Origin of the sequence: Microterricola pindariensis (assembly GCF_002936985.1) — a bacterium.
GTDB classification, from domain to species: Bacteria; Actinomycetota; Actinomycetes; order Actinomycetales; family Microbacteriaceae; genus Microterricola; species Microterricola pindariensis.
Genome location: NZ_MPZN01000010.1, coordinates 59421 through 77422, shown reverse-complemented (window position 1 = coordinate 77422; position 18002 = coordinate 59421). Strand labels below are relative to the sequence as shown.

The 18002-nt window shown below is 71.0% G+C and carries 13 protein-coding genes and 1 pseudogene; 6 read left to right on the top strand and 8 right to left on the bottom strand.

The features are described from left to right. The 3 genes and pseudogenes from GY24_RS05055 to ddaH all read right to left on the bottom strand — a co-directional run. Positions 1 to 200 (bottom strand): annotated as a pseudogene (locus GY24_RS05055) (hypothetical protein); the annotation flags it as partial. Positions 201 to 274: 74 nt separating this feature from the next. Further along, positions 275 to 1510 (bottom strand): ornithine--oxo-acid transaminase, encoded by a 1236-nt coding sequence (gene rocD / locus GY24_RS05050; protein ID WP_104474648.1) that lies wholly within the window; start codon positions 1508 to 1510, stop codon positions 275 to 277. Further along, a complete protein-coding gene (gene ddaH / locus GY24_RS05045; RefSeq protein WP_104474647.1) occupies positions 1507 to 2409 on the bottom strand; it encodes a dimethylargininase in 903 nt (300 codons plus the stop codon). Before ddaH ends, rocD begins: the two co-directional genes overlap by 4 nt. A 243-nt stretch (positions 2410 to 2652) precedes the next feature. On the opposite strand from ddaH, the gene GY24_RS05040 reads away from it, so the two are divergent. Together GY24_RS05040 and GY24_RS05035 are read left to right on the top strand one after the other, a co-directional pair. Next, the gene (locus GY24_RS05040; RefSeq protein WP_083362306.1) at positions 2653 to 3090 is read left to right on the top strand and encodes an Lrp/AsnC family transcriptional regulator; all 438 of its coding nucleotides are present in this window, start codon (positions 2653 to 2655) and stop codon (positions 3088 to 3090) included. A gap of 127 nt (positions 3091 to 3217) precedes the next feature. Continuing rightward, positions 3218 to 4972: an oleate hydratase gene (locus GY24_RS05035; protein WP_104474646.1), complete on the top strand. Its 1755-nt coding sequence runs from the start codon at positions 3218 to 3220 to the stop codon at positions 4970 to 4972. 5 nt (positions 4973 to 4977) lie between these two features. Here GY24_RS05035 and GY24_RS05030 read toward each other — a convergent pair whose 3' ends face one another. Continuing rightward, positions 4978 to 5730, bottom strand: coding sequence for an ABC transporter permease (locus GY24_RS05030; protein ID WP_104474645.1), 753 nt, complete (start codon positions 5728 to 5730; stop codon positions 4978 to 4980). Between the two features lie 83 nt (positions 5731 to 5813). Here GY24_RS05030 and GY24_RS05025 point away from each other — a divergent pair, with 83 nt between their 5' ends. Next, complete coding sequence (locus GY24_RS05025; RefSeq protein ID WP_104474644.1) at positions 5814 to 6179, top strand: GntR family transcriptional regulator; 366 nt, start codon at positions 5814 to 5816, stop codon at positions 6177 to 6179. A gap of 95 nt (positions 6180 to 6274) precedes the next feature. On the opposite strand, the gene GY24_RS05020 is transcribed toward GY24_RS05025, so the two are convergent. Next, positions 6275 to 9967, bottom strand: a complete 3693-nt coding sequence (locus tag GY24_RS05020) for a bifunctional proline dehydrogenase/L-glutamate gamma-semialdehyde dehydrogenase (RefSeq protein ID WP_104474656.1) — start codon at positions 9965 to 9967, stop codon at positions 6275 to 6277. A 297-nt stretch (positions 9968 to 10264) separates the two neighbouring features. Here GY24_RS05020 and GY24_RS05015 point away from each other — a divergent pair, with 297 nt between their 5' ends. Further along, a complete protein-coding gene (locus GY24_RS05015) occupies positions 10265 to 11206 on the top strand; it encodes a LysR substrate-binding domain-containing protein (RefSeq protein WP_104474643.1) in 942 nt (313 codons plus the stop codon). Between the two features lie 164 nt (positions 11207 to 11370). Here the strand turns inward: GY24_RS05015 and GY24_RS05010 are convergent, their stop codons facing one another. After that, on the bottom strand, positions 11371 to 11778 hold the full coding sequence (locus tag GY24_RS05010) for a phage holin family protein (protein WP_104474642.1): 408 nt from the start codon (positions 11776 to 11778) through the stop codon (positions 11371 to 11373). Positions 11779 to 11865: 87 nt separating this feature from the next. Then, positions 11866 to 13428 (bottom strand): SLC13 family permease, encoded by a 1563-nt coding sequence (locus GY24_RS05005; protein WP_104474641.1) that lies wholly within the window; start codon positions 13426 to 13428, stop codon positions 11866 to 11868. A gap of 124 nt (positions 13429 to 13552) precedes the next feature. On the opposite strand from GY24_RS05005, the gene GY24_RS05000 reads away from it, so the two are divergent. Both GY24_RS05000 and GY24_RS04995 read left to right on the top strand, forming a co-directional pair. After that, complete coding sequence (locus GY24_RS05000; protein WP_104474640.1) at positions 13553 to 14011, top strand: META domain-containing protein; 459 nt, start codon at positions 13553 to 13555, stop codon at positions 14009 to 14011. A gap of 50 nt (positions 14012 to 14061) precedes the next feature. After that, positions 14062 to 15675, top strand: a complete 1614-nt coding sequence (locus GY24_RS04995) for a phytoene desaturase family protein (protein ID WP_104474639.1) — start codon at positions 14062 to 14064, stop codon at positions 15673 to 15675. A gap of 693 nt (positions 15676 to 16368) precedes the next feature. On the opposite strand, the gene GY24_RS04990 is transcribed toward GY24_RS04995, so the two are convergent. Next, on the bottom strand, positions 16369 to 17946 hold the full coding sequence (locus tag GY24_RS04990) for a leucyl aminopeptidase (protein ID WP_104474638.1): 1578 nt from the start codon (positions 17944 to 17946) through the stop codon (positions 16369 to 16371). Between the last annotated feature and the right edge of the window lie 56 nt (positions 17947 to 18002).

Sequence of the window (18002 nt, the reverse complement as noted above, 5' to 3'; positions counted from 1 at the left end):
AGCCCTTCATCTGCGCGGGGAAGCAGCGGGCCAGCCCGGCCGGCGCCGGCGCGCGGCGGGTCGAGCACGACCGTCGCGGCCTGCAGGCGGGCGCGCTCTGCCGCGCTGGCGTCGCGGTTGACCCGGGCCAGGTAGCGGTCGACCCGGTCGGTGATGGCGGCGGCGGGCGCCGGGCGCGAGCGGGCGGGCGGGAGCGGCACCCTCGCGTGCTCGAGAACGGATGCCGGCGCAGCCGGTGCCCGCCCGGTGCAGGCAGCGGGCGGGCACCGGCGGGCTAGCCGGCGAGCTCCTCGAGCACAGCGCGCAGCTGCTCCACCGCCCAGTCGAGGTCGTCGCCGGAGACAACGATCGGCGGCGCGAGGCGGATCGTGGAGCCGTGGGTGTCCTTGGCGAGCACGCCGCGCTCCATCAGCGACTCGCAGACGGCGCGGCCGCTGGCCAGGGCCGGGTCGATGTCGATGCCGGCCCAGAGGCCGGCGCCGCGCACCGCGAGGACACCGTGCCCGATGAGCTCGGACAGCCCGGCCTGCAGCCGCTCGCCGAGCAGGCCGGCGCGCTCCTGCATCTCGCCGGTGGCGAGGAGCCGCACGACGGCGAGGCCGACGGCGGCCGCGAGTGGGTTGCCGCCGAAGGTGGAGCCGTGCTGGCCGGGCTCCAGCACGCCGAGCACATCGCGGTTGCCGACGACGGCCGAGACGGGCACGATGCCACCGCCGAGCGCCTTGCCGAGCAGGTACAGGTCGGGCACGACGCCGACCAGGTCGCAGGCGAACGTCGCCCCGGTGCGGCCGAGGCCGGACTGGATCTCGTCGGCGATGAACAGCACGTTGTGGCGCGCGGTGATCTCGCGCACGGCGGGCAGGAACCCGGCCGGCGGCACGATGATGCCGGCCTCGCCCTGGATCGGCTCGAGCAGCACGGCGACCGTGTTCTCGTCGATGGCCGCCTCGAGCGCGGCAGCGTCGCCGTAGGGCACCGTGCGGAATCCCGGCGTGAAGGGGCCGAAGTCGGCGCGCGCCTCCTCGTCATCGCTGAAGCTGATGATCGTCGTGGTGCGGCCGTGGAAGTTGCCGGCCATCACGATGATGTTGGCGGCATCCGGCGCGACGCCCTTGACCCGGTAGCCCCAGGCGCGGGCCACCTTGATGCCGGACTCGACGGCCTCGGCACCGGTGTTCATCGGCAGGACCATGTCCTTGCCCGCCAGCGTCGCGAGCTCGGTGACGAACGGGCCGAGCTGGTCGTTGTGGAAGGCGCGGCTGGTGAGCGTGATGCGGCCGAGCTGGGCTCGGGCGGCATCCAGCAGCACCGGGTTGGAGTGGCCGAAGTTCACGGCCGAGTAGGCCGCGAGGCAGTCGAGGTAGCGCCGGCCGTCGACGTCGGTGACCCAGGCGCCGTCCCCGGATGCCACCACGACGGGCAGCGGGTGGTAGTTGTGTGCGGCGTGCTCCTCTTCGAGCACGATGGCCGCGAACTGACGCGGAGTCGTTGAGGTGGTTGAGAGAGTCATCGTCGCAGCTCCAGGGTGCAGCACTTGACGCCGCCGCCGCCGAGCAGCAGCTCGGAGAGGTCGACGCCGATGGGGTTGTAGCCGTGCTCGATCAGCTGGCGCTCGAAGTCCTTGGCGCGGCTGGCGATCACGACGTTGAGGCCGTCGCTGTAGGAGTTCAGGCCGAGGATGGCGGCATCCGTCTCGGTGACGATGATGGCGTCGGGGTAGCGCTCGGCCAGGATGGCGAGGCTGGCCTCGTCGAAGGCGCTCGGCAGGTAGGCGATGTGCTCCTGGCCGGGCGTCGAGTCGAGCACGGCGAGCGCGGTGTCGAGGTGGTAGAAGCTCGGGTTGATGAGCGTGAGGGTCACGACCTCGCGGTTGTAGACCCGCCCCAACTCCTGGTGCGAGCGGGAGTCGCTGCGGAACCCGGTGCCGGCCAGGATCGTGTCGCCGACGAGCAGGAAGTCGCCCTCGCCCTCGTTGATCTCCTCGGGCACGGCGACCTCGAAGCCGTTGTCGGCGAACCACTCCATGTAGGCGGGGCCCTCCGGCTGGCGCTCTGGATGGGTGAAGCTGGCGCCGTAGGCGATGCCGTCGATCACCATGCCGCCGTTGGCCGCGTAGACCATGTCGGGCAGGCCGTCGATCGGGTCGATCAGCTGCACGTCGAAGCCGAGGCTGATGTAGACGTCGTAGAGGGTCTGCCACTGGCGCACCGCGAGGCTGGTGTCGGTGGGCAGCGCCGGGTCCATCCACGGGTTGATCCGGTAGACGACGGTGAAGTACTCCGGCTTGCACATGAGCACGGAGCGGGCGACGGCCTTGCGCTGCACGGGCACGGCGCTGGTCTCGCGGGCGGTGGCGGATGCCGGTGCGGCCGGCGCGGTGGCGATCGGTGTGGTGGCGATATCGGGCATGTGGGGCCTCCCTGTTCAACGGTGAGCAGAGCCCGCGGTGCGCGAAACGGCCACCGCGAGATCCAGAGATACTACGGATGGCGGACCAGGTCACTCGTTGAGCCTGCGGCGATCGACCAGGGTCGCTCGCTCCAGACGCCACCCTCAGTTTCACACGGCGTGAAGCTGCGATACTCGCCGCAATGCGCCGAATTTCTGCGCATATCTGCCGGTCAGCGCAATGAATCCGCGTAGAGTGACGGGATGGACAATCTGGACCGCGGCATCCTCGATCTCCTCCGCCAGAACGCCCGAGCGGGCTACGGCGACATCGGCTCGGTCGTCGGGCTGTCGGCATCCGCCGTCAAACGCCGCGTCGACCGCCTCGTCGCCGACGGCACGATCCGCGCCTTCACCATCCAGGTCGACCCGGCCGTCGACGGCATGAGCACCGAGGCCTACGTGGAGCTGTTCTGCCGCGGAACGGTGGCCCCCGACGAACTGCGCCGAATCCTCTCCGCCGTGCCGGAGGTCGTCGATGCCGGCACCGTCACCGGCAGCGCCGATGCCATCGTGCACCTGCGCTCCCGTGACATCCCGAGCCTCGAGGACGCCCTGGAGCGCCTGCGCATCGCCCCCAACGTCGACCACACCCGCAGCGCCATCGTGCTCTCGCGGCTGGTGCAGCGCAGCGGCGACTAGCCCAGCGGCGACTAGCCCGCAGCGCCATCCCGCGCCTCCCTCGCGGAGCCACAACGCGCCCTAGCCGTCAGCGGCCGGTCGGCGCAGACTGGTGGAACCGTGTTCCCGAGGGAAGGTAAGCGCAGAAATGTATTACAGCAACGGAAACTACGAGGCGTTTGCGAGGCCCAAGAAGCCGGACGGCGTCGACAGCAAGTCCGCTTACCTCGTGGGGGCCGGCCTCTCCTCGCTCGCCGCGGCGGCGTTCCTGATCCGGGACGGCCAGATGAAGGGCGAACGCATCACCGTGCTCGAAGCCTCCTCGGTCGACGGCGGGGCGCTCGACGGGGCGGGCAACGCCGAGACGGGCTGGCTGATTCGCGGCGGCCGCGAGATGGAGGACCACTTCGAGTGCCTGTGGGACCTCTACCGCTCGATCCCGTCGCTCGAGGTCGACGGCTCGGTGCTCGACGAGTTCTACTGGCTGAACAAGGAGGACCCGAACTTCTCGCTGCAGCGCGCGACGATCAACCAGGGACAGGACGCCCGCACCGGCATGAACTTCACGCTCGGCGCCCGGGCGACCAAGGAGCTGACCGACCTCGTGCTGGCCACGCACGAGCAGCTCTACGACAAGCGCATCAACGAGGTGATGGGCCAGCAGTTCTTCGACTCGAACTTCTGGCTGTACTGGCGCACGATGTTCGCCTTCGAGGAGTGGCACAGCGCACTCGAGATGAAGCTCTACGTCGAGAGGTTCATCCACCACATCGACGGGCTGCCCGACTTCAGCGCGCTCAAGTTCACCAAGTACAACCAGTACGAATCCCTCGTGATGCCGCTGGTCGCCTGGCTGCGCGGGCAGGGGGTGAAGCTGCAGAACAACACCAGGGTGATGGATGTCACCTTCGACATCTCCGGCCCGAGGAATGATGCGAAGAAGGTGGCCAAGCGCATCGCCTGGATCAGGGACGGCGTCGAGGGTGGGCTGGACCTCACCGAGGACGACCTGGTCTTCGTCACCAACGGCTCCCTCGTCGAGAACTCGCAGTGGGGAGACCACAAGACCGCGGCGGCCTTCGACCCGGTCGTGCACGACGGCGGCAGCTGGCACCTCTGGCGCAACATCGCCGCACAACACCCCTCCTTCGGTCGGCCAGACAAGTTCTGCACCAGCCCGGAGGAGTCGCAGTGGGAGTCGGCGAGCATCACGACGCTGGACGAGCGCATCCCCGCCTACATCGAGAAGATCGCCAAGCGGCCCACCCGCTCCGGCAAGGTCGTCACGGGCGGCATCGTCTCGGCCCGCGACTCCGCCTGGCTGCTGTCCTGGACGGTGAACCGGCAGCCGCACTTCAAGGCGCAGCCGGACGACCAGACCGTTGTCTGGTTCTACGGGCTCTTCACCGACGTCGACGGCGACTATGTGAAGAAGCCGATGCGGGACTGCACCGGCGAGGAGATCACCAGGGAGTGGCTCTTCCACCTCGGCGTTCCTATCGACCAGATCGACGAGCTGGCCGCGACCGGCGCCGTCACGAGGCCGTGCATGATGCCGTTCATCACCGCGTTCTTCCTGCCCCGCACCGCCGGCGACCGGCCGGAGGTGGTGCCGGAGGGCGTGGTCAACTTTGCTTTCATCGGCCAGTTCGCCGAGTCGACGCGCGACTGCATCTTCACGACCGAATACTCGGTGCGCACCGGGATGGAGGCGGTCTACCAACTGCTCGGCGTCGACCGTGGCGTGCCGGAGGTGTTCGGCTCGATCTACGACGTGCGCCAGGTCATGAAGTCGGTGCACTACCTGCGCGACGGCAAGAACGTCCCGGTGCCCGGCTTCGCCAAGCACTACGTCGAGAAGACGATGATTGGCCAGCTGCTGGAGCAGTACAAGGTGATCTGAGCCGCTCAGCCCCGGTGCGGCACCGGCTTCTGCCGCACCGGGCCGAGCGCGCTCACCAGGGTGACGGCGACGATCGCCCCGGCGGCCAGCACGGAGGCCAGCACGACGATCTGGAAGCGACCGGCCTCCAATGGGGAGAGCCCACCGAAGATGGCGCCGACGAAGGCGCCGGGCAGCGTGACCAGGCCGGTGGTCTTGGTCTGGTCGATCGCGGGCACCAAGGCGAAGTGGGCGGCCCGCCTCGCCAGCGTCAGGGTGGACTGCCGGGGCGTCGCCCCCAGCGCCAGCCAGCCCTCGACCTCGTCCCAGTGATCGATCACGGCCTCGCCAAAGCGGCGGCCGGTGAGCGTGGCCACGGTCATCGCGTTGCCGATGACAATGCCGCCGACGGCGAAGACGTAGCGCGGGGTGAACTCGATCGCCCCGGTCGCGAAGACCACGACGAGCGCGGTGGCGACGCCGATCCCCATCGCCAGGCCGACGTCGGCGAGGTGCCGCCGGGTGAAGCCGATGCGCCGGGTGCTGGTGGCCACCGCGGCGATGAACATGACGGCGAGGCCGGCCGCCACCCAGAGCGGGTTGCCGATCACGCCGGTGAGGATGAGGCTGACGGCGGCCAGCTGGGCGGCGCCGCGCAGCACGGCCAGCACGGGCGCGAACGGGGCGGGCAGGCGGAAGCGCCACGCCACCACGGTGGTGATCAGCACGAGCAGCCCGACGCCGAGCAGCGTCGGGGCAAGCTCCCTCAACCAGTCCACGCACCGAGCGTAGCCGGGGTGCGGGCGTTCGCGCCGGTAGCCTTGGCCTGAACGCGCCGCAGGCGCCCGAGCAAGGAGCCGCGATGGAGCTGCCGCTGAAGATCGACAAGGCCGGGTCGACGCCGCCGTTCGAACAGCTGCGGATGCAACTTCTCGCCGCAGTGCAGAACGGAGCACTGCCCGCCGGCACCCGCCTGCCCACCGTGCGCGCCCTGGCCGGCCAGCTCGAGATCGCCGTGAACACGGTCGCCTCGAGCTACCGCGCACTCGAGAAGGACGGCGTGATCGAGACCCGCGGCCGCTCCGGCAGCTTCGTCGCGGCCACCGGAGACCCGACCACGGCGCAGCTGCAGCTGGCCGCGCGGGCGTTCGCCGAGCGCGCCGGGCAGCTGGGCGTCGCCCCCCGCGACGCGCTGGCGGCGGTGCGCGCCGCCCTCGACGCCGGCTGAGGCCGCGCACCGGCATGAAAACAGGATGAGAGCGGTGCGGGCCCTCCCTACAGGGCCCGCGCCACTCTCATCCTGGGTTTTCTCCGACTAACAGCCTAGATGACACCCTCGCTGAGGGTGCTGGGATTGCCGAAGCGGTGCGCGGTGATCGAGATCGCCTGCTCGCGCAAGAACGGCAGCAGTTCGACCCGACCGGCCTGGGTGACCTCGTGGTCGTAGATCGCGACGTCGGGGCTGCCGCCGAGCGCGGCGGAGAGGGCCGCGGAGGCGCCGCCGCCGATCGCGTCGACCAGGCGCACCCGCTCGGTGCCGATGCCGGCGGATGCCGCGCGCTCCAGCCAGGCGGCATCCGACTCGACCGCCACCGTCACGCTGCGCGACTCCAGCAGTGCGAGCACGCCGGCCGGCAGCGCGTGCGCCGTCGACACCTCGAAGCGCGAGCGGGAGAGGACGCCGGCCGCCATGACGCGCAGGGCGTGGCCGAGGCTGGCGCCTTCAGAGACGCGCACCGTGATGGGCAGCGCCCGGTAGCGGAACACGTTGCGCTCCAGGCCGAGGGCCGAGACGTCCTTCGCCGTGCTGAACTCGTCGGCCCACGCGATGGCGTCGCTGAGCGCGGCGCGGCGCAGCACGTCGAACTCCTCGTAGCCGAGCACGGGCTGCGAGGCCTCGATGAGGGTGGTCACCCACTGGTCCAGCCCGCGCAGGTGCAGCGTCTGGCTGGTCGTGCCCGGGTCGTTGACCCAGGTGCCGAGCCCGAACAGGTAGTTCGGGCCGCCGGCCTTGGTGCCGGCGCCAACGGAAGAGCGCTTCCAGCCGCCGAAGGGCTGGCGCTGCACGATCGCCCCGGTGATGCCGCGGTTCACGTACAGGTTGCCGGCCTCGACGGTGTCGAGCCAGATCGCGAGCTCCTCGGCGTCCAGGGAGTGCAGGCCGGCAGTCAGGCCGTAGTCGACGGCGTTCTGCATCCGGATCGCCTCCTCCAGTGTGCGGGCGTGCATCACGCCGAGCACCGGCCCGAAGAACTCGGTGAGGTGGAAGTAGGAGCCGGCCGCGACGCCGGTGCGGATGCCGGGCGACCAGAGCTGGCCGCTGTCGTCGAGCTGCTTGGGCTCGACCAGCCAGCTCTCATCGGCGCCGAGCTGGGTCAGCGCGTGCAGCAGCTTGCCGGACGCCGGCTCGATGATCGGCCCCATCTGGGTCTCCGGGTTCGAGGGGTAGCCGACCTGCAGCGAGCTGGCGGCATCGACCAGCTGGCTCTCGAAGCGGCGCGAGCGGGCGACGGAGCCGACCACGATCACGAGGCTCGCGGCCGAGCACTTCTGGCCGGCGTGGCCGAAGGCGCTCTTGATGACATCGGATGCCGCGAGGTCGAGGTCGGCGCTCGGGGTGACGATCACGGCGTTCTTGCCGCTGGTCTCGGCCAGCAGCGGCAGGTCGGGGCGGAAGGAGCGGAACAGCTGCGCGGTCTCGTAGCCGCCGGTCAGGATGACGCGGTCGACGGACGGGTGCGACACCAGCTGGCGGCCGAGCTCGTGCCGGGCCTCGCCGGCGAAGTCGACGAGGGCGAGCAGCTCGCGCGGCACACCGGCCTGCCAGAGCGCCTCGACCATGATCGCGCCGGAGCGGCGGGCCAGCTTGGCTGGCTTGATGATGACGCCGGAGCCGGAGGCGAGCGCGGAGAGCACCGAGCCGGCCGGGATGGCGACGGGGAAGTTCCACGGCGGGGTGACCACGGTGAGCTTGGACGGCACGAAGCGCGCGCCCTGCACGGCGTCGAGCTCCTTGGCGCGCTCGGCGTAGTAGTGGGCGAAGTCGATCGCCTCGCTGATCTCGGGGTCGGCCTCCGCGATCGTCTTGCCGGTCTCGGATGCCATCACCTCGATGAGACGGCCGCGGTTGGCGGCCAGCGCCAGCCCGGCCCGGTGCAGCACGGCTGCGCGCTCGGCGCCGCTGCGCTTGCCCCACTCGGCGCCGGTGTGGGCGACGGTGTCGATCACGCGCTCGAGCACGGCGGCGTCGCCGATCTGGGCGGCGTCGATGACGTCGGTGCCGAGGGTCGAGCCCTCGATCCTCGTCAGGATCGCGCGGCCCCAGGCCCGGTTGGCTGGCAGGGCCGGGTCGGTGTCCGGCTCGTTGCGGAAGCCGGTGTGCGCGGCGGCTTCCGGGGCAACGGCGGCGGCGACGGCGTGGGCGGCGGCCGTGACGGCCTCCGGCTCGTACGCGTCGATGGCCGCGGCCATCTCACCCCGGCTGAGGCCGAGCACGACCTCGGTCAGGTTCGGGTCGGCCGACTCACCGGGCTCGACGTTGGCGGGCGGGCGCAGCGCGTCGACCAGCTCGTAGCCGGCGGGGCCGGCCTTCTCGGTGGCGCGGTTCTGCAAGCGGTTCGGGCCGGGCACGACGGTGTCCAGCTCGGCCAGCGACGCCTGGAAGCGCGCGGTCTCGCGCTGCAGCAGCGCGGCGGAGGTGTTCAGCTCGAACACGGCCGACATGAAGTTCTCCTGGCTGGCGTTCTCCTCCAGGCGGCGGATCAGGTAGGCGATCGCCACGTCGAACTCGGCCGGGTTCACGACCGGCGTGTAGAGCAGCAGCTCGCCGACGTCCTTCTTCACGGCCTCGGCCTGGCCGGTGGCCATGCCGAGAAGCATCTCGAACTCGATGTTGCTCTGCACGCCGCGCTGGCCGGCCAGCAGCCAGGCGAAGGCGACGTCGAACAGGTTGTGCCCGGCGACACCGATGCGCACGGCATCCGTGTTCTCGTAGGTGAGCGCCCAGTTGAGCACGCGCTTGTAGTTGGTGTCGCTGTCCTGCTTGGTGGAGTAGGTGGCGAGCGGCCACTCGTGCACGGCGGCGTCGACGTGCTCCATGGCCAGGTTGGCGCCCTTGACCAGTCGCACCTTGATCGGGGCGCCGCCGCGGGCCCGGCGGCGCTTGGACCACTCGGTCAGCCCCTGCAGGGCGCGGAGCGCGTCGGGCAGGTAGGCCTGCAGCACGATGCCGGCCTCGAGCTCCAGCAGCTGGGGCTGGTCGAGGATCCGCTCGAACACCGCGATTGTGAGGTCGAGGTCGCGGTACTCCTCCATGTCGAGGTTGATGAACTTGGTGCGGCCGTTGACCGGCGCCGAGTTCGCCGCCAGTTCGTAGAGCGGGGTGAGCCGCTCGACGGTGCGCTCAACCTCCTCGTCGAATGACCACATGGAGAGCTGGCTGGAGACCGCGCTGACCTTGATCGAGACGTAGTCGACGTCGGGGCGGGCCAGCAGCTCGCGGGTGCCCGCGAGGCGGCGGTCGGCCTCCTTCTGGCCGAGAACGGCCTCGCCGAGCAGGTTGAGGTTGAGGCGGTTGCCGCCGGCGCGCAGCTGCTCGATCACGGGGCCGAGCTTCTCCGGCGTCGCGTCGACGACGAGGTGGCCGACCATCTCGCGGAGCACGCGGCGAGCGGCGGGGATGACGACCCAGGGCAGCACCGGGCCGAGGATGCCGCCGAGGCCGACGGCTCCACGCATGTACCACGGCAGGAAGCGCGGCGTCTTGCCTGCGACGGCCTGCAGGTTGTGCCCGGCGACCATGAGGTCCTCCGGCCGCATCACGCCGTCGACGAAGCCGACCGTGAAGTCGAGGCCGTTGGGGTCTTTCAGCACGCCGGCCAGGCGCTCGGCGGCCGGGTCGGCCGGGGCGTTGGCGCTGTCGGCCAGCCACTTCTTCACGAGCGCGATGGTCGCCGTCTCGAGTTCGCGGGCGTCGGGGCCATCAGCCTGGAGTTCGGTGCTGGAGGAGTGCGGCATGGTCACGAGACTAGTTCTTTCGACGAAGGGTCAGAGCGGGCGCCGGGGCGCGCTGGCTGCAGATCTGCTGCGGGTTTCTCCAGTGTGGGGCCGCGAAACACTTCGGTAAAGCAAATGTTTCTGACGATTATTAGTAAGTAGAATCGATACATTGAACGGATGCCGCGGCATCCGCCCGGCGACTGCCCAACACCCGCCCAACGACTGCCCAGTTGCCGAATTTCGCGGGTGCGTCGGCTGGCGCACCCCCGAAATTCGGCAACTGGGTGGGCGGGGCGCGGGGCGAGAGGAGAGCGCATGCTGGACGTGAGGCGGCTGAGGCTGCTGCGGGAAGTGAAGTTGCGCGGCACGCTCGCGGCCGTGGCCGAGGCGCTCGCCTACAGCCCCTCCTCGGTGTCGCAGCAGCTCACCCTGCTCGAGAAGGAGGTCGGCGTTCCGCTGCTGGCCAAGGCCGGGCGACGCGTGCTGCTCACCCCGCAGGCCGAGCTGCTCGTCGCCCGCGCGGCGGAGGTGCTCGACACGCTGGAGCGGGCCGAGGGCGAGCTCGCGGCCTCGCTCACGACCGTCAGCGGCACCGTGCGCCTGGCCGTGTTCCAGTCGGCGGCCCACGCCGTGATCCCCGAGGCGCTGACGATCCTGGCCGCCGAATACCCCGAGCTTCGGGTCGAGGTGACCGAGCGCGAGCCGGATGCCGGCCTGTTCGACGTCTCCGCGCGCGACTTCGACCTCGTGGTCGCCGAGCAGTATCCGGGCCACACCCGCGAACACCGGCCGGACCTGGACCGGGTGCACCTCGTCACCGATGTGATCCGGCTGGCGACCGGTCCGGCGGCATCCCCCGGCCCGCGCAGCGGCGCCGTGCCGGGCAGGCCTGCCGGGACCCGCATCGCTACGCTGGCGGACGCCGCGTCGCGGCCGTGGGTGATGGAGCCGAAGGGCACCGCCGCCCGGCTCTGGGCGACCCAGCTCTGCCGGGCGGCCGGGTTCGAGCCGGATGTGCGCTTCGAGACGGCCGACCTGATGACGCACATCCGGCTGATCCGCTCCGGCAACGCGGTCGGGCTGCTGCCAGACCTCGTCTGGGCCGGGGAGGCGCCGAGCGTCGAGTTGGTCGAGCTGGCCGGCAACCCGCACCGCGACGTATTCACCTCCGCGCGCCGTTCCAGCGCCGGCCGGCCGGGCGTCGCCGCCTGCCGCGCGGCGCTCGCCCGCGCGATCGCCGGCACCGCGCACCCCTGAGCCCGGGCACCTGCGCATCGCGCGGGAAGCGGGAGGCGGATCGGGAGGCAAACGGGAGATCGGGCGGCAGCTGCCCGCGCATTCCGGCCTCCCGATCCGCCGTCGGCCTCCGAAACGGATGCCGGGGCCGGGGGCTGGGCCGGGTTCCGCGGCCGGAGTCCGCGCTAGCCGATCGGCAGCGCGGCGGCGCTGCGCTTCTTCTCGACGCCCTTCTTCAGGAACACCATCGGCAGGAAGAATGTCGCCAGCGCAGTGACCAACCAGACCAGCACGGGTGCCAGGACCCAGGTGCGCCATCCGTCGATGGTGAGGCCGCCGGGGAAGAGCGACGCCACGAACAGCGCGACGAAGGTCGAGATGATGCCGATCCCGCCGAGGAAAGCGGGCGCGTTGCGGGCCGCCACCTTGAGCAGGAACGGGCTGATCACGCTCTGGATGACGGCGAACACCAGCACCGCCACGATGCCGCCGCTCCAGCTGAGGGTGAACTCGGGCAGCAGCCACATCGCCACGAGCAGACCGAGCGCGGCGGAGACGACGAAGATACCGGACCGAATCAGAAAGCGGATCATGTGCTCATCGTAGGGGCGCTGCCGCGGCATCCGGGTCACTGACGCGCAACGAAACGCCCGGCCGCGGCTCGGAACGGCCCGCTCGGCTCAGAACGGCCAGATCAGCGGCACGTAGAAGGTCGCGACGGCCAGGAAGAAGAGGAGCAGCGGCAGGCCGAGCTTCCAGTAGTCGGTGAACTTGAAGCCGGCCGGCCCCATCACCATCATGTTCGCCGGGGTGGCGATCGGGGTGAGGAAAGAGGCGGCGCCGGCGACCGTCAGCGCCATCAGGAACGGCAGCACCGAGACGTCCTTCGTCGCGGCCACCGAGAGGGCCACCGGGATGACGATCAGCACCGTGGCCGTGTTGCTGATGAGCTGGCCGAGCACGACGGTGATCAGGCAGAGCGCGAACAGCGCCACCTGCGGGCCCGCGTCACCGACCATGCCGAGCAGCCCGTCGGCGATGAGGTCGGCCGCGCCGGTCTGCATGAACGCGGTCGAGAGCGGGATCATTCCGGCCACGAGCACGACCGTCGTCCACGAGATGCTGCGGTAGGCCTGTGTCACCGACACGGCGCGGGTGAGCACCATGGCCATCGCCGCCACGAGGCCAGCGATGACCGCCGGCACGAGGCCCGTCGCCAGCACGGCGATCATGACGGCCAGGATGCCGATGGCCCAGCCGGCGCGCGGGCCGAGCGGCACGGTGCGGCGCAGCACATCGGGCGGGTCGACGACGAGGACATCGGGGTCGGCGGTGTGCTCGTCGAGCGCATCCCAGCTGCCCTCGAGCAGCAGGGTGTCGCCGGCGGCCAGCGTCGCATCCGGCCCCTCGAGATGCTCGCCCCCGCGCTGCACGGCCAGGATGACCAGGGAGCCGCTCGGCGTGCACATGCCCGGGAAGACCGTGAGGCCGATCAGGCTGGACCGCGGCGGGATGACGACCTCGGCGATGCCGCCCTCGGCGTCGATCAGCTCGTTCGGCGGCGTGGCGAGCTCGTACTGCGCGCGCAGCACGCGGGCGTGGTCGCTCAGGTCGCGCGGCATGACGCTGGCCGCGCGCACGGGGACGAGCCTTCTGCCGAGGAGCATCGTGATCAGCAGAGTGCCGACGACGAGCGGCACCCCGACGAGGCCGAACTCGAAGAAGCCGAACGCGCGATCGCCGGCCTCGACGGCCGCCTCGGAGACGATGATGTTGACCGGGGTGCCGGTGAGGGCGAGCAGCGAGCCCGCGTGCGCGGCGAAGGCCAACGGCAGCAGCAGCCGCGAGGGGGCGAGGCCGGCGCGCACCGCGACGACCACGACGACGGGCAGTAGCGCGGCGACGGCGCCATTCACGCTGATCAGCGCGGTGAGCACCGCGACCAGAAGCATGATGTAGACGAGCAGCTTGCGGGTGCTCGTGCCCGCCGCGCCGATCACCTTCTGGCCGGCCCAGGTCGTCACGCCGGTGGCGTCCAGCGCCTCGCTCACCACGAACAGCGAGGCGATGAACAACACGGTCGGGTCGGCGAAGCCGGCGAGCGCCTCACCCAGGGTGAGGATGCCCGTCGCCCAGAGCGAGATGGCCACGGCGAGCGCGACGAGCCCGACCGGAATCCGGTTCGACATGAAGGCGATGACGGCAACCAGCAGGATGGCCAGCGTGATCGCGATGGGGTCCATGGCTAGAGAGTAGTGCTGGCGCTAACGTTTTGATCCCATTGCTCGCATACCCGCTGCGCACGGGCTACCGTGGAGCCCATCGGGCCCGGCCACGGCCGGCACACATCGCGAACGGATGCCACAGATGACGAGTACCCTCCCCCGCCACAGCTCAGGCCGACGCACCGTTGGCGCCCGCGCCGGCCGCACCCGCGCGTCGGTTGCCATTGCCGTCGCGGCCGTCGCGGCCCTCGGGCTCTCCGGCTGCGCGAACAGCGGCGCCGGCACGCCCGGCGGCCCGGACCCGGTCGGCACCTGGGGCACCGTCGACACGACGGGCGTTCCGTTCCTGACCTTCTCGGATGACGGCAGCTTCACCGGCTCCGACGGCTGCAACACCTTGAACGGTGGATGGCAGCTGGACGGCACCACGATCGACTTCGAGAACGTCGCGTCGACGCTGATGGCCTGCGAGGGCGTTGACACCTGGCTGTCCGCGCTGAACACGGCGACGATCGAGGGCACGACGATGACGGTCTTCAACGACGCGGACACCGAGATCGGAACCCTGGACAACGCCGACTCCAGCAACGGCGGATACTGAGCCGCCCGGGGCCGGGCAGGGGCGGCATCCGCAGCCTCTAGGCTCGATCCATGACTGAAGCTACTCACGACGTTGTGATTGTCGGCGGCGGGCACAACGGACTCGTTGCGGCCGCCTACCTCGCCAAGGCGGGAAAGAGCGTGCTCCTGCTCGAGCGCGAGGAGCGGCTGGGCGGCGCGGCCGTCTCGGCCGCGGCGTTCGAGGGCGTCGACGCCCGGCTCTCGCGCTACTCCTACCTGGTGAGCCTACTGCCGAAGCGCATCATCGACGAGCTCGGCCTCGACATCCGCCTGGCCCACCGCCGCTTCAGCTCGTACACCCCGAACCCGGCCGACACCGAGACCGGCCTGCTCGTCGACAACAGCAACCGCCGGGCCACCCGCGCCTCCTTCGCCCGGGTCGGCGCCGCCGGAGACTTCGCCGCCTGGAACGACTTCTACGCCGACACCGCGCGCGTGGCGGAGGCCCTGTTCCCGACCGTGTGCGAGCCGCTGCCGACGCGCAGCGAGGTGCGCCGCCTGGTCGACGACGACGCCCTCTGGGCCAGCTTCTTCGAGCGCCCGCTCGGCCAGGTGATCACCGAGCGCTTCGACAGCGACCTCGTGCGCGGCGTCGTCGCCACCGACGGGCTGATCGGGACCTTCACCTCGAGCGACGACCCCTCGCTGGACGCCAACCGGTGCTTCCTCTACCACGTGATCGGCAACGAGACCGGGGACTGGCACGTGCCGATCGGCGGCATGGGCGCCGTCTCTGGCGAGATCGAGCGCGCCGCCCGACTCGCCGGGGCGCGGATCGTCACCGGCGCCGACGTGGTCAGCCTCACCGCCGACGGCGCCGTGCGCTACCTGCGCAACGGCCACGAGCGGGTCGCCGTCGGCACCACGGTGCTCGCGAACGTCTCCCCCTACGTGCTGGACCAGCTGCTGGCCGCCGGCGGGGCATCGAGCGCCCGCGTCGGGGTGCCGGCCGACGCCCCGGCGGATGCCGTCGCCGCCCGCCCGGAGGGTGCGCAGGTCAAGGTGAACCTCATGCTGAAGCGGCTGCCGAAGCTGCGCGACACCACCGTCACGCCCGAGGCGGCCTTCGGCGGCACCTTCCACATCAACGAGCTGTACAGCCAGCTGGAGGGCACGTACGCCGAGGCCGCGCGCGGCGAGATCCCCGACATCCTGCCGTGCGAGATCTACTGCCACACGCTGGCCGACCCGACGATCCTCGGGCCGGAGCTCGCGGAATCCGGGGCGCACACGCTCACCATCTTCGCCCTGCACGCGCCGGACCGCTGGCTGACCGAGGAGAACAACGACGCCACCCGCGCGCGCCTGCAGGCGGCCGTGCTGGCCTCGCTGAACTCGGTGCTGGCCGAGCCGATCAAGGACGTCGTGATGCTGGATGCCGCCGGCAACCCGTGCATCGAGACGAAGACGACCCTCGACCTCGAGCACGCGCTGAACCTCTCAGGCGGCAACATCTTCCACGGCCCGCTGTCCTGGCCGTTCCTGGAGGACGACGCGCCCCGCGATACAGCGGCCGAGCGCTGGGGCGTCGCGACGGCGCACCCGCGCGTGCTGATCTGCGGCTCCGGCGCGGTGCGCGGCGGGGCAGTCAGCGGGCTGGGCGGGCACAATGCCGCCATGGCGGTGTTGGAGGAGTCGCTCTAGGGCATCTCCGCGGATACCGCGGGGGCCTGGGGGTCGGCTCCTCAGCTCAAACAATGACGGTTTCGCCCGGGCCCCTTTTTCGAGAGTGGGTTGCGGTTGGGTGCGAGGCGGGCCCGGCCGAAACCGTCATAACTCGACACCCCGCCGACCCCCAGACCCCCGCTGGCGTGGAGAAGCGCAGTCGCGGCTCCTCGTGGGGGTTCTTCGGGACGGGCGCTGTCGGCTTCGGTCGCTGGCGCTCCCTCGAGCCAACGGGGAAGGCGCACCCCACCGCTGGTCGAGTAGCGAGGAACGAGCGTATCGAGACCCCGCACCCGACACCGTTTCACGCCCTGCCAGGGTCTCGATACGGCCCTGGCGGGCCTACTCGACCAGCGGGAGAGCCACGTCGGCTCGAGGGGGCCGCGCCGCGACGAAGGAGCAGCGCAGCCCCCGAAGCCGACGCGAGGCGGGCAGCACGTGTTGGCTTCGGCCGCCGGCGCTCCCCGAACGACACGGGAGTCGCACCCCACCGCTGGTCGAGTAGCGAGGAACGAGCGTATCGAGACCCCGCACCCGACACCGTTTCACGCCCTGCCAGGGTCTCGATACGGCCCTGGCGGGCCTACTCGACCAACGGGATCCCCACTGGAAGCCGGGTCTCGATACGGCCCAAGGGCCTCCCTCCCAACGGGAGCACCGCCGGCAACGGCGCTACTGAACGGGGGTGAAGTTCAGCGCGAAATCGGCGAGCAGGCGCGCGCCGTAGCCGGTCGCCCCCGCCGAGCGCCACGCGTCGTCGGAGTCGGACTGCATCGTTCCGGCGATGTCCAGGTGCGCCCAGGGCAGGCCGTCCACGAACTCGTTGAGGAACAGTGCAGCGGTCGTCGCACCGGCGAAGCGGCCGCCGATGTTGCCGAGGTCGGCGATGTCGGAGTCCAGCTGCTTGCGGTACTTCTTCTCCAGCGGCAGCTGCCAGGCCGGCTCGTCGACGGTGGCCGCCGCATCCAGCAGCTGGTCGACGACGTCCTGGTTGTTGCCGATCACGCCGGCCGTCGCCTGGCCGAGCGCCATCAGCACGGCGCCGGTGAGCGTGGCGATGTCGACGATCGCGTCGGGCTTCTCCTCGGCGGCGAGCGCGAGGGCGTCCATCATGACCAGGCGGCCCTCGGCATCCGTGTTCTTCACCTCCACGGTGGTGCCGTTGCGGGCGATCAGCACGTCGCCGAGCTTGGTCGCCGTGCCGGAGGGCATGTTGTCGGTGCACATCAGGAAGCCGGTGACCTCGGTCTCCACGCCGAGGTCGCGGAGCGCGGTGAACGCGCCGAGCACGGCCGCCGCGCCGCCCATGTCCATCTTCATCAGCAGGTGCATGGGATCGGAGGGCTTGAGGCTGATTCCGCCAGAGTCGTACATGATGCCCTTGCCGACGAGGGCCAGGTGGCCGCGCTCGGCGGGGGCACCGGATGCCGGCGTGTAGTGCAGCTTGACCATGCGCGGCTCTTCGTGGCTGCCGGCGTTGACGCCGAGCAGGCCGCCGCAGCCGAGCTCGATCAGCGCCTGCTTGTCGAACACCTCGGCGCTGAAGCCGTGCTGGGCGGCCAGCTCGACGGCGAGGTCGGCGATGTTCGTGGCGGTCAGGTGGCCGGGAGGGTTGTTGCAGAGGTCGCGCGCGACGTTGGCGGCGCGGGCGCCGATCACGGCGTGGCGCACGGCCTCGGCGGCGCCGTCGATGTGGGCAGCGTCGCGCAGCTCGAGCGTCTCCAGCGCGGTGCCCTTCGGCTTCGCCTTGAGGGCGTTGAAGCGGTAGCGGGCCAGCAGCACGCCCTCGACGAGTGCGTCGACGCCGGCGGCGTCGAGCGCGGCGGAGGATCCGAGCGCGCTGATAGAGGCGAGGTCCAGCCCGATGCGGGCGTGGCTGGCTGCGGCGCGCGCGAAGGCGGCGCCGGCGTCGCGCAGGGCGTTCGCGGCGGCATCCGCTGCATCGGCGTCGACCTGCTCGCCCTCCAGCGCGGCCAGCTCGAGGCTGCCGAGCCCGACCGCGATCGCCAGGGCGCCGGATGCCGTGAGCACGGTCTGCGTCTGGCCGGCCTTGCCCTCGAAGCCGAGCTTCGCCAGCTGCTCGCGGGTGGCGCCGAGCTGCGGGGCGACGTCGCCCTCGGCGGCGACAAAGTAGCCCGTGGCGTCCAGCTCCGGCGAGAACTCGTCGACGAAGACCACCGTGGCGGGCGCCGCCTGGGAGGGCAGCCGGGCGAAGTCGCCCGGGATGAGGGTGTGGTCGAGTTCGGGCATTGGCGTCTCCTCGGTTCGGCGCGGTTCTTGTGCGCAGTTGTTCGGCGCAATTGTTC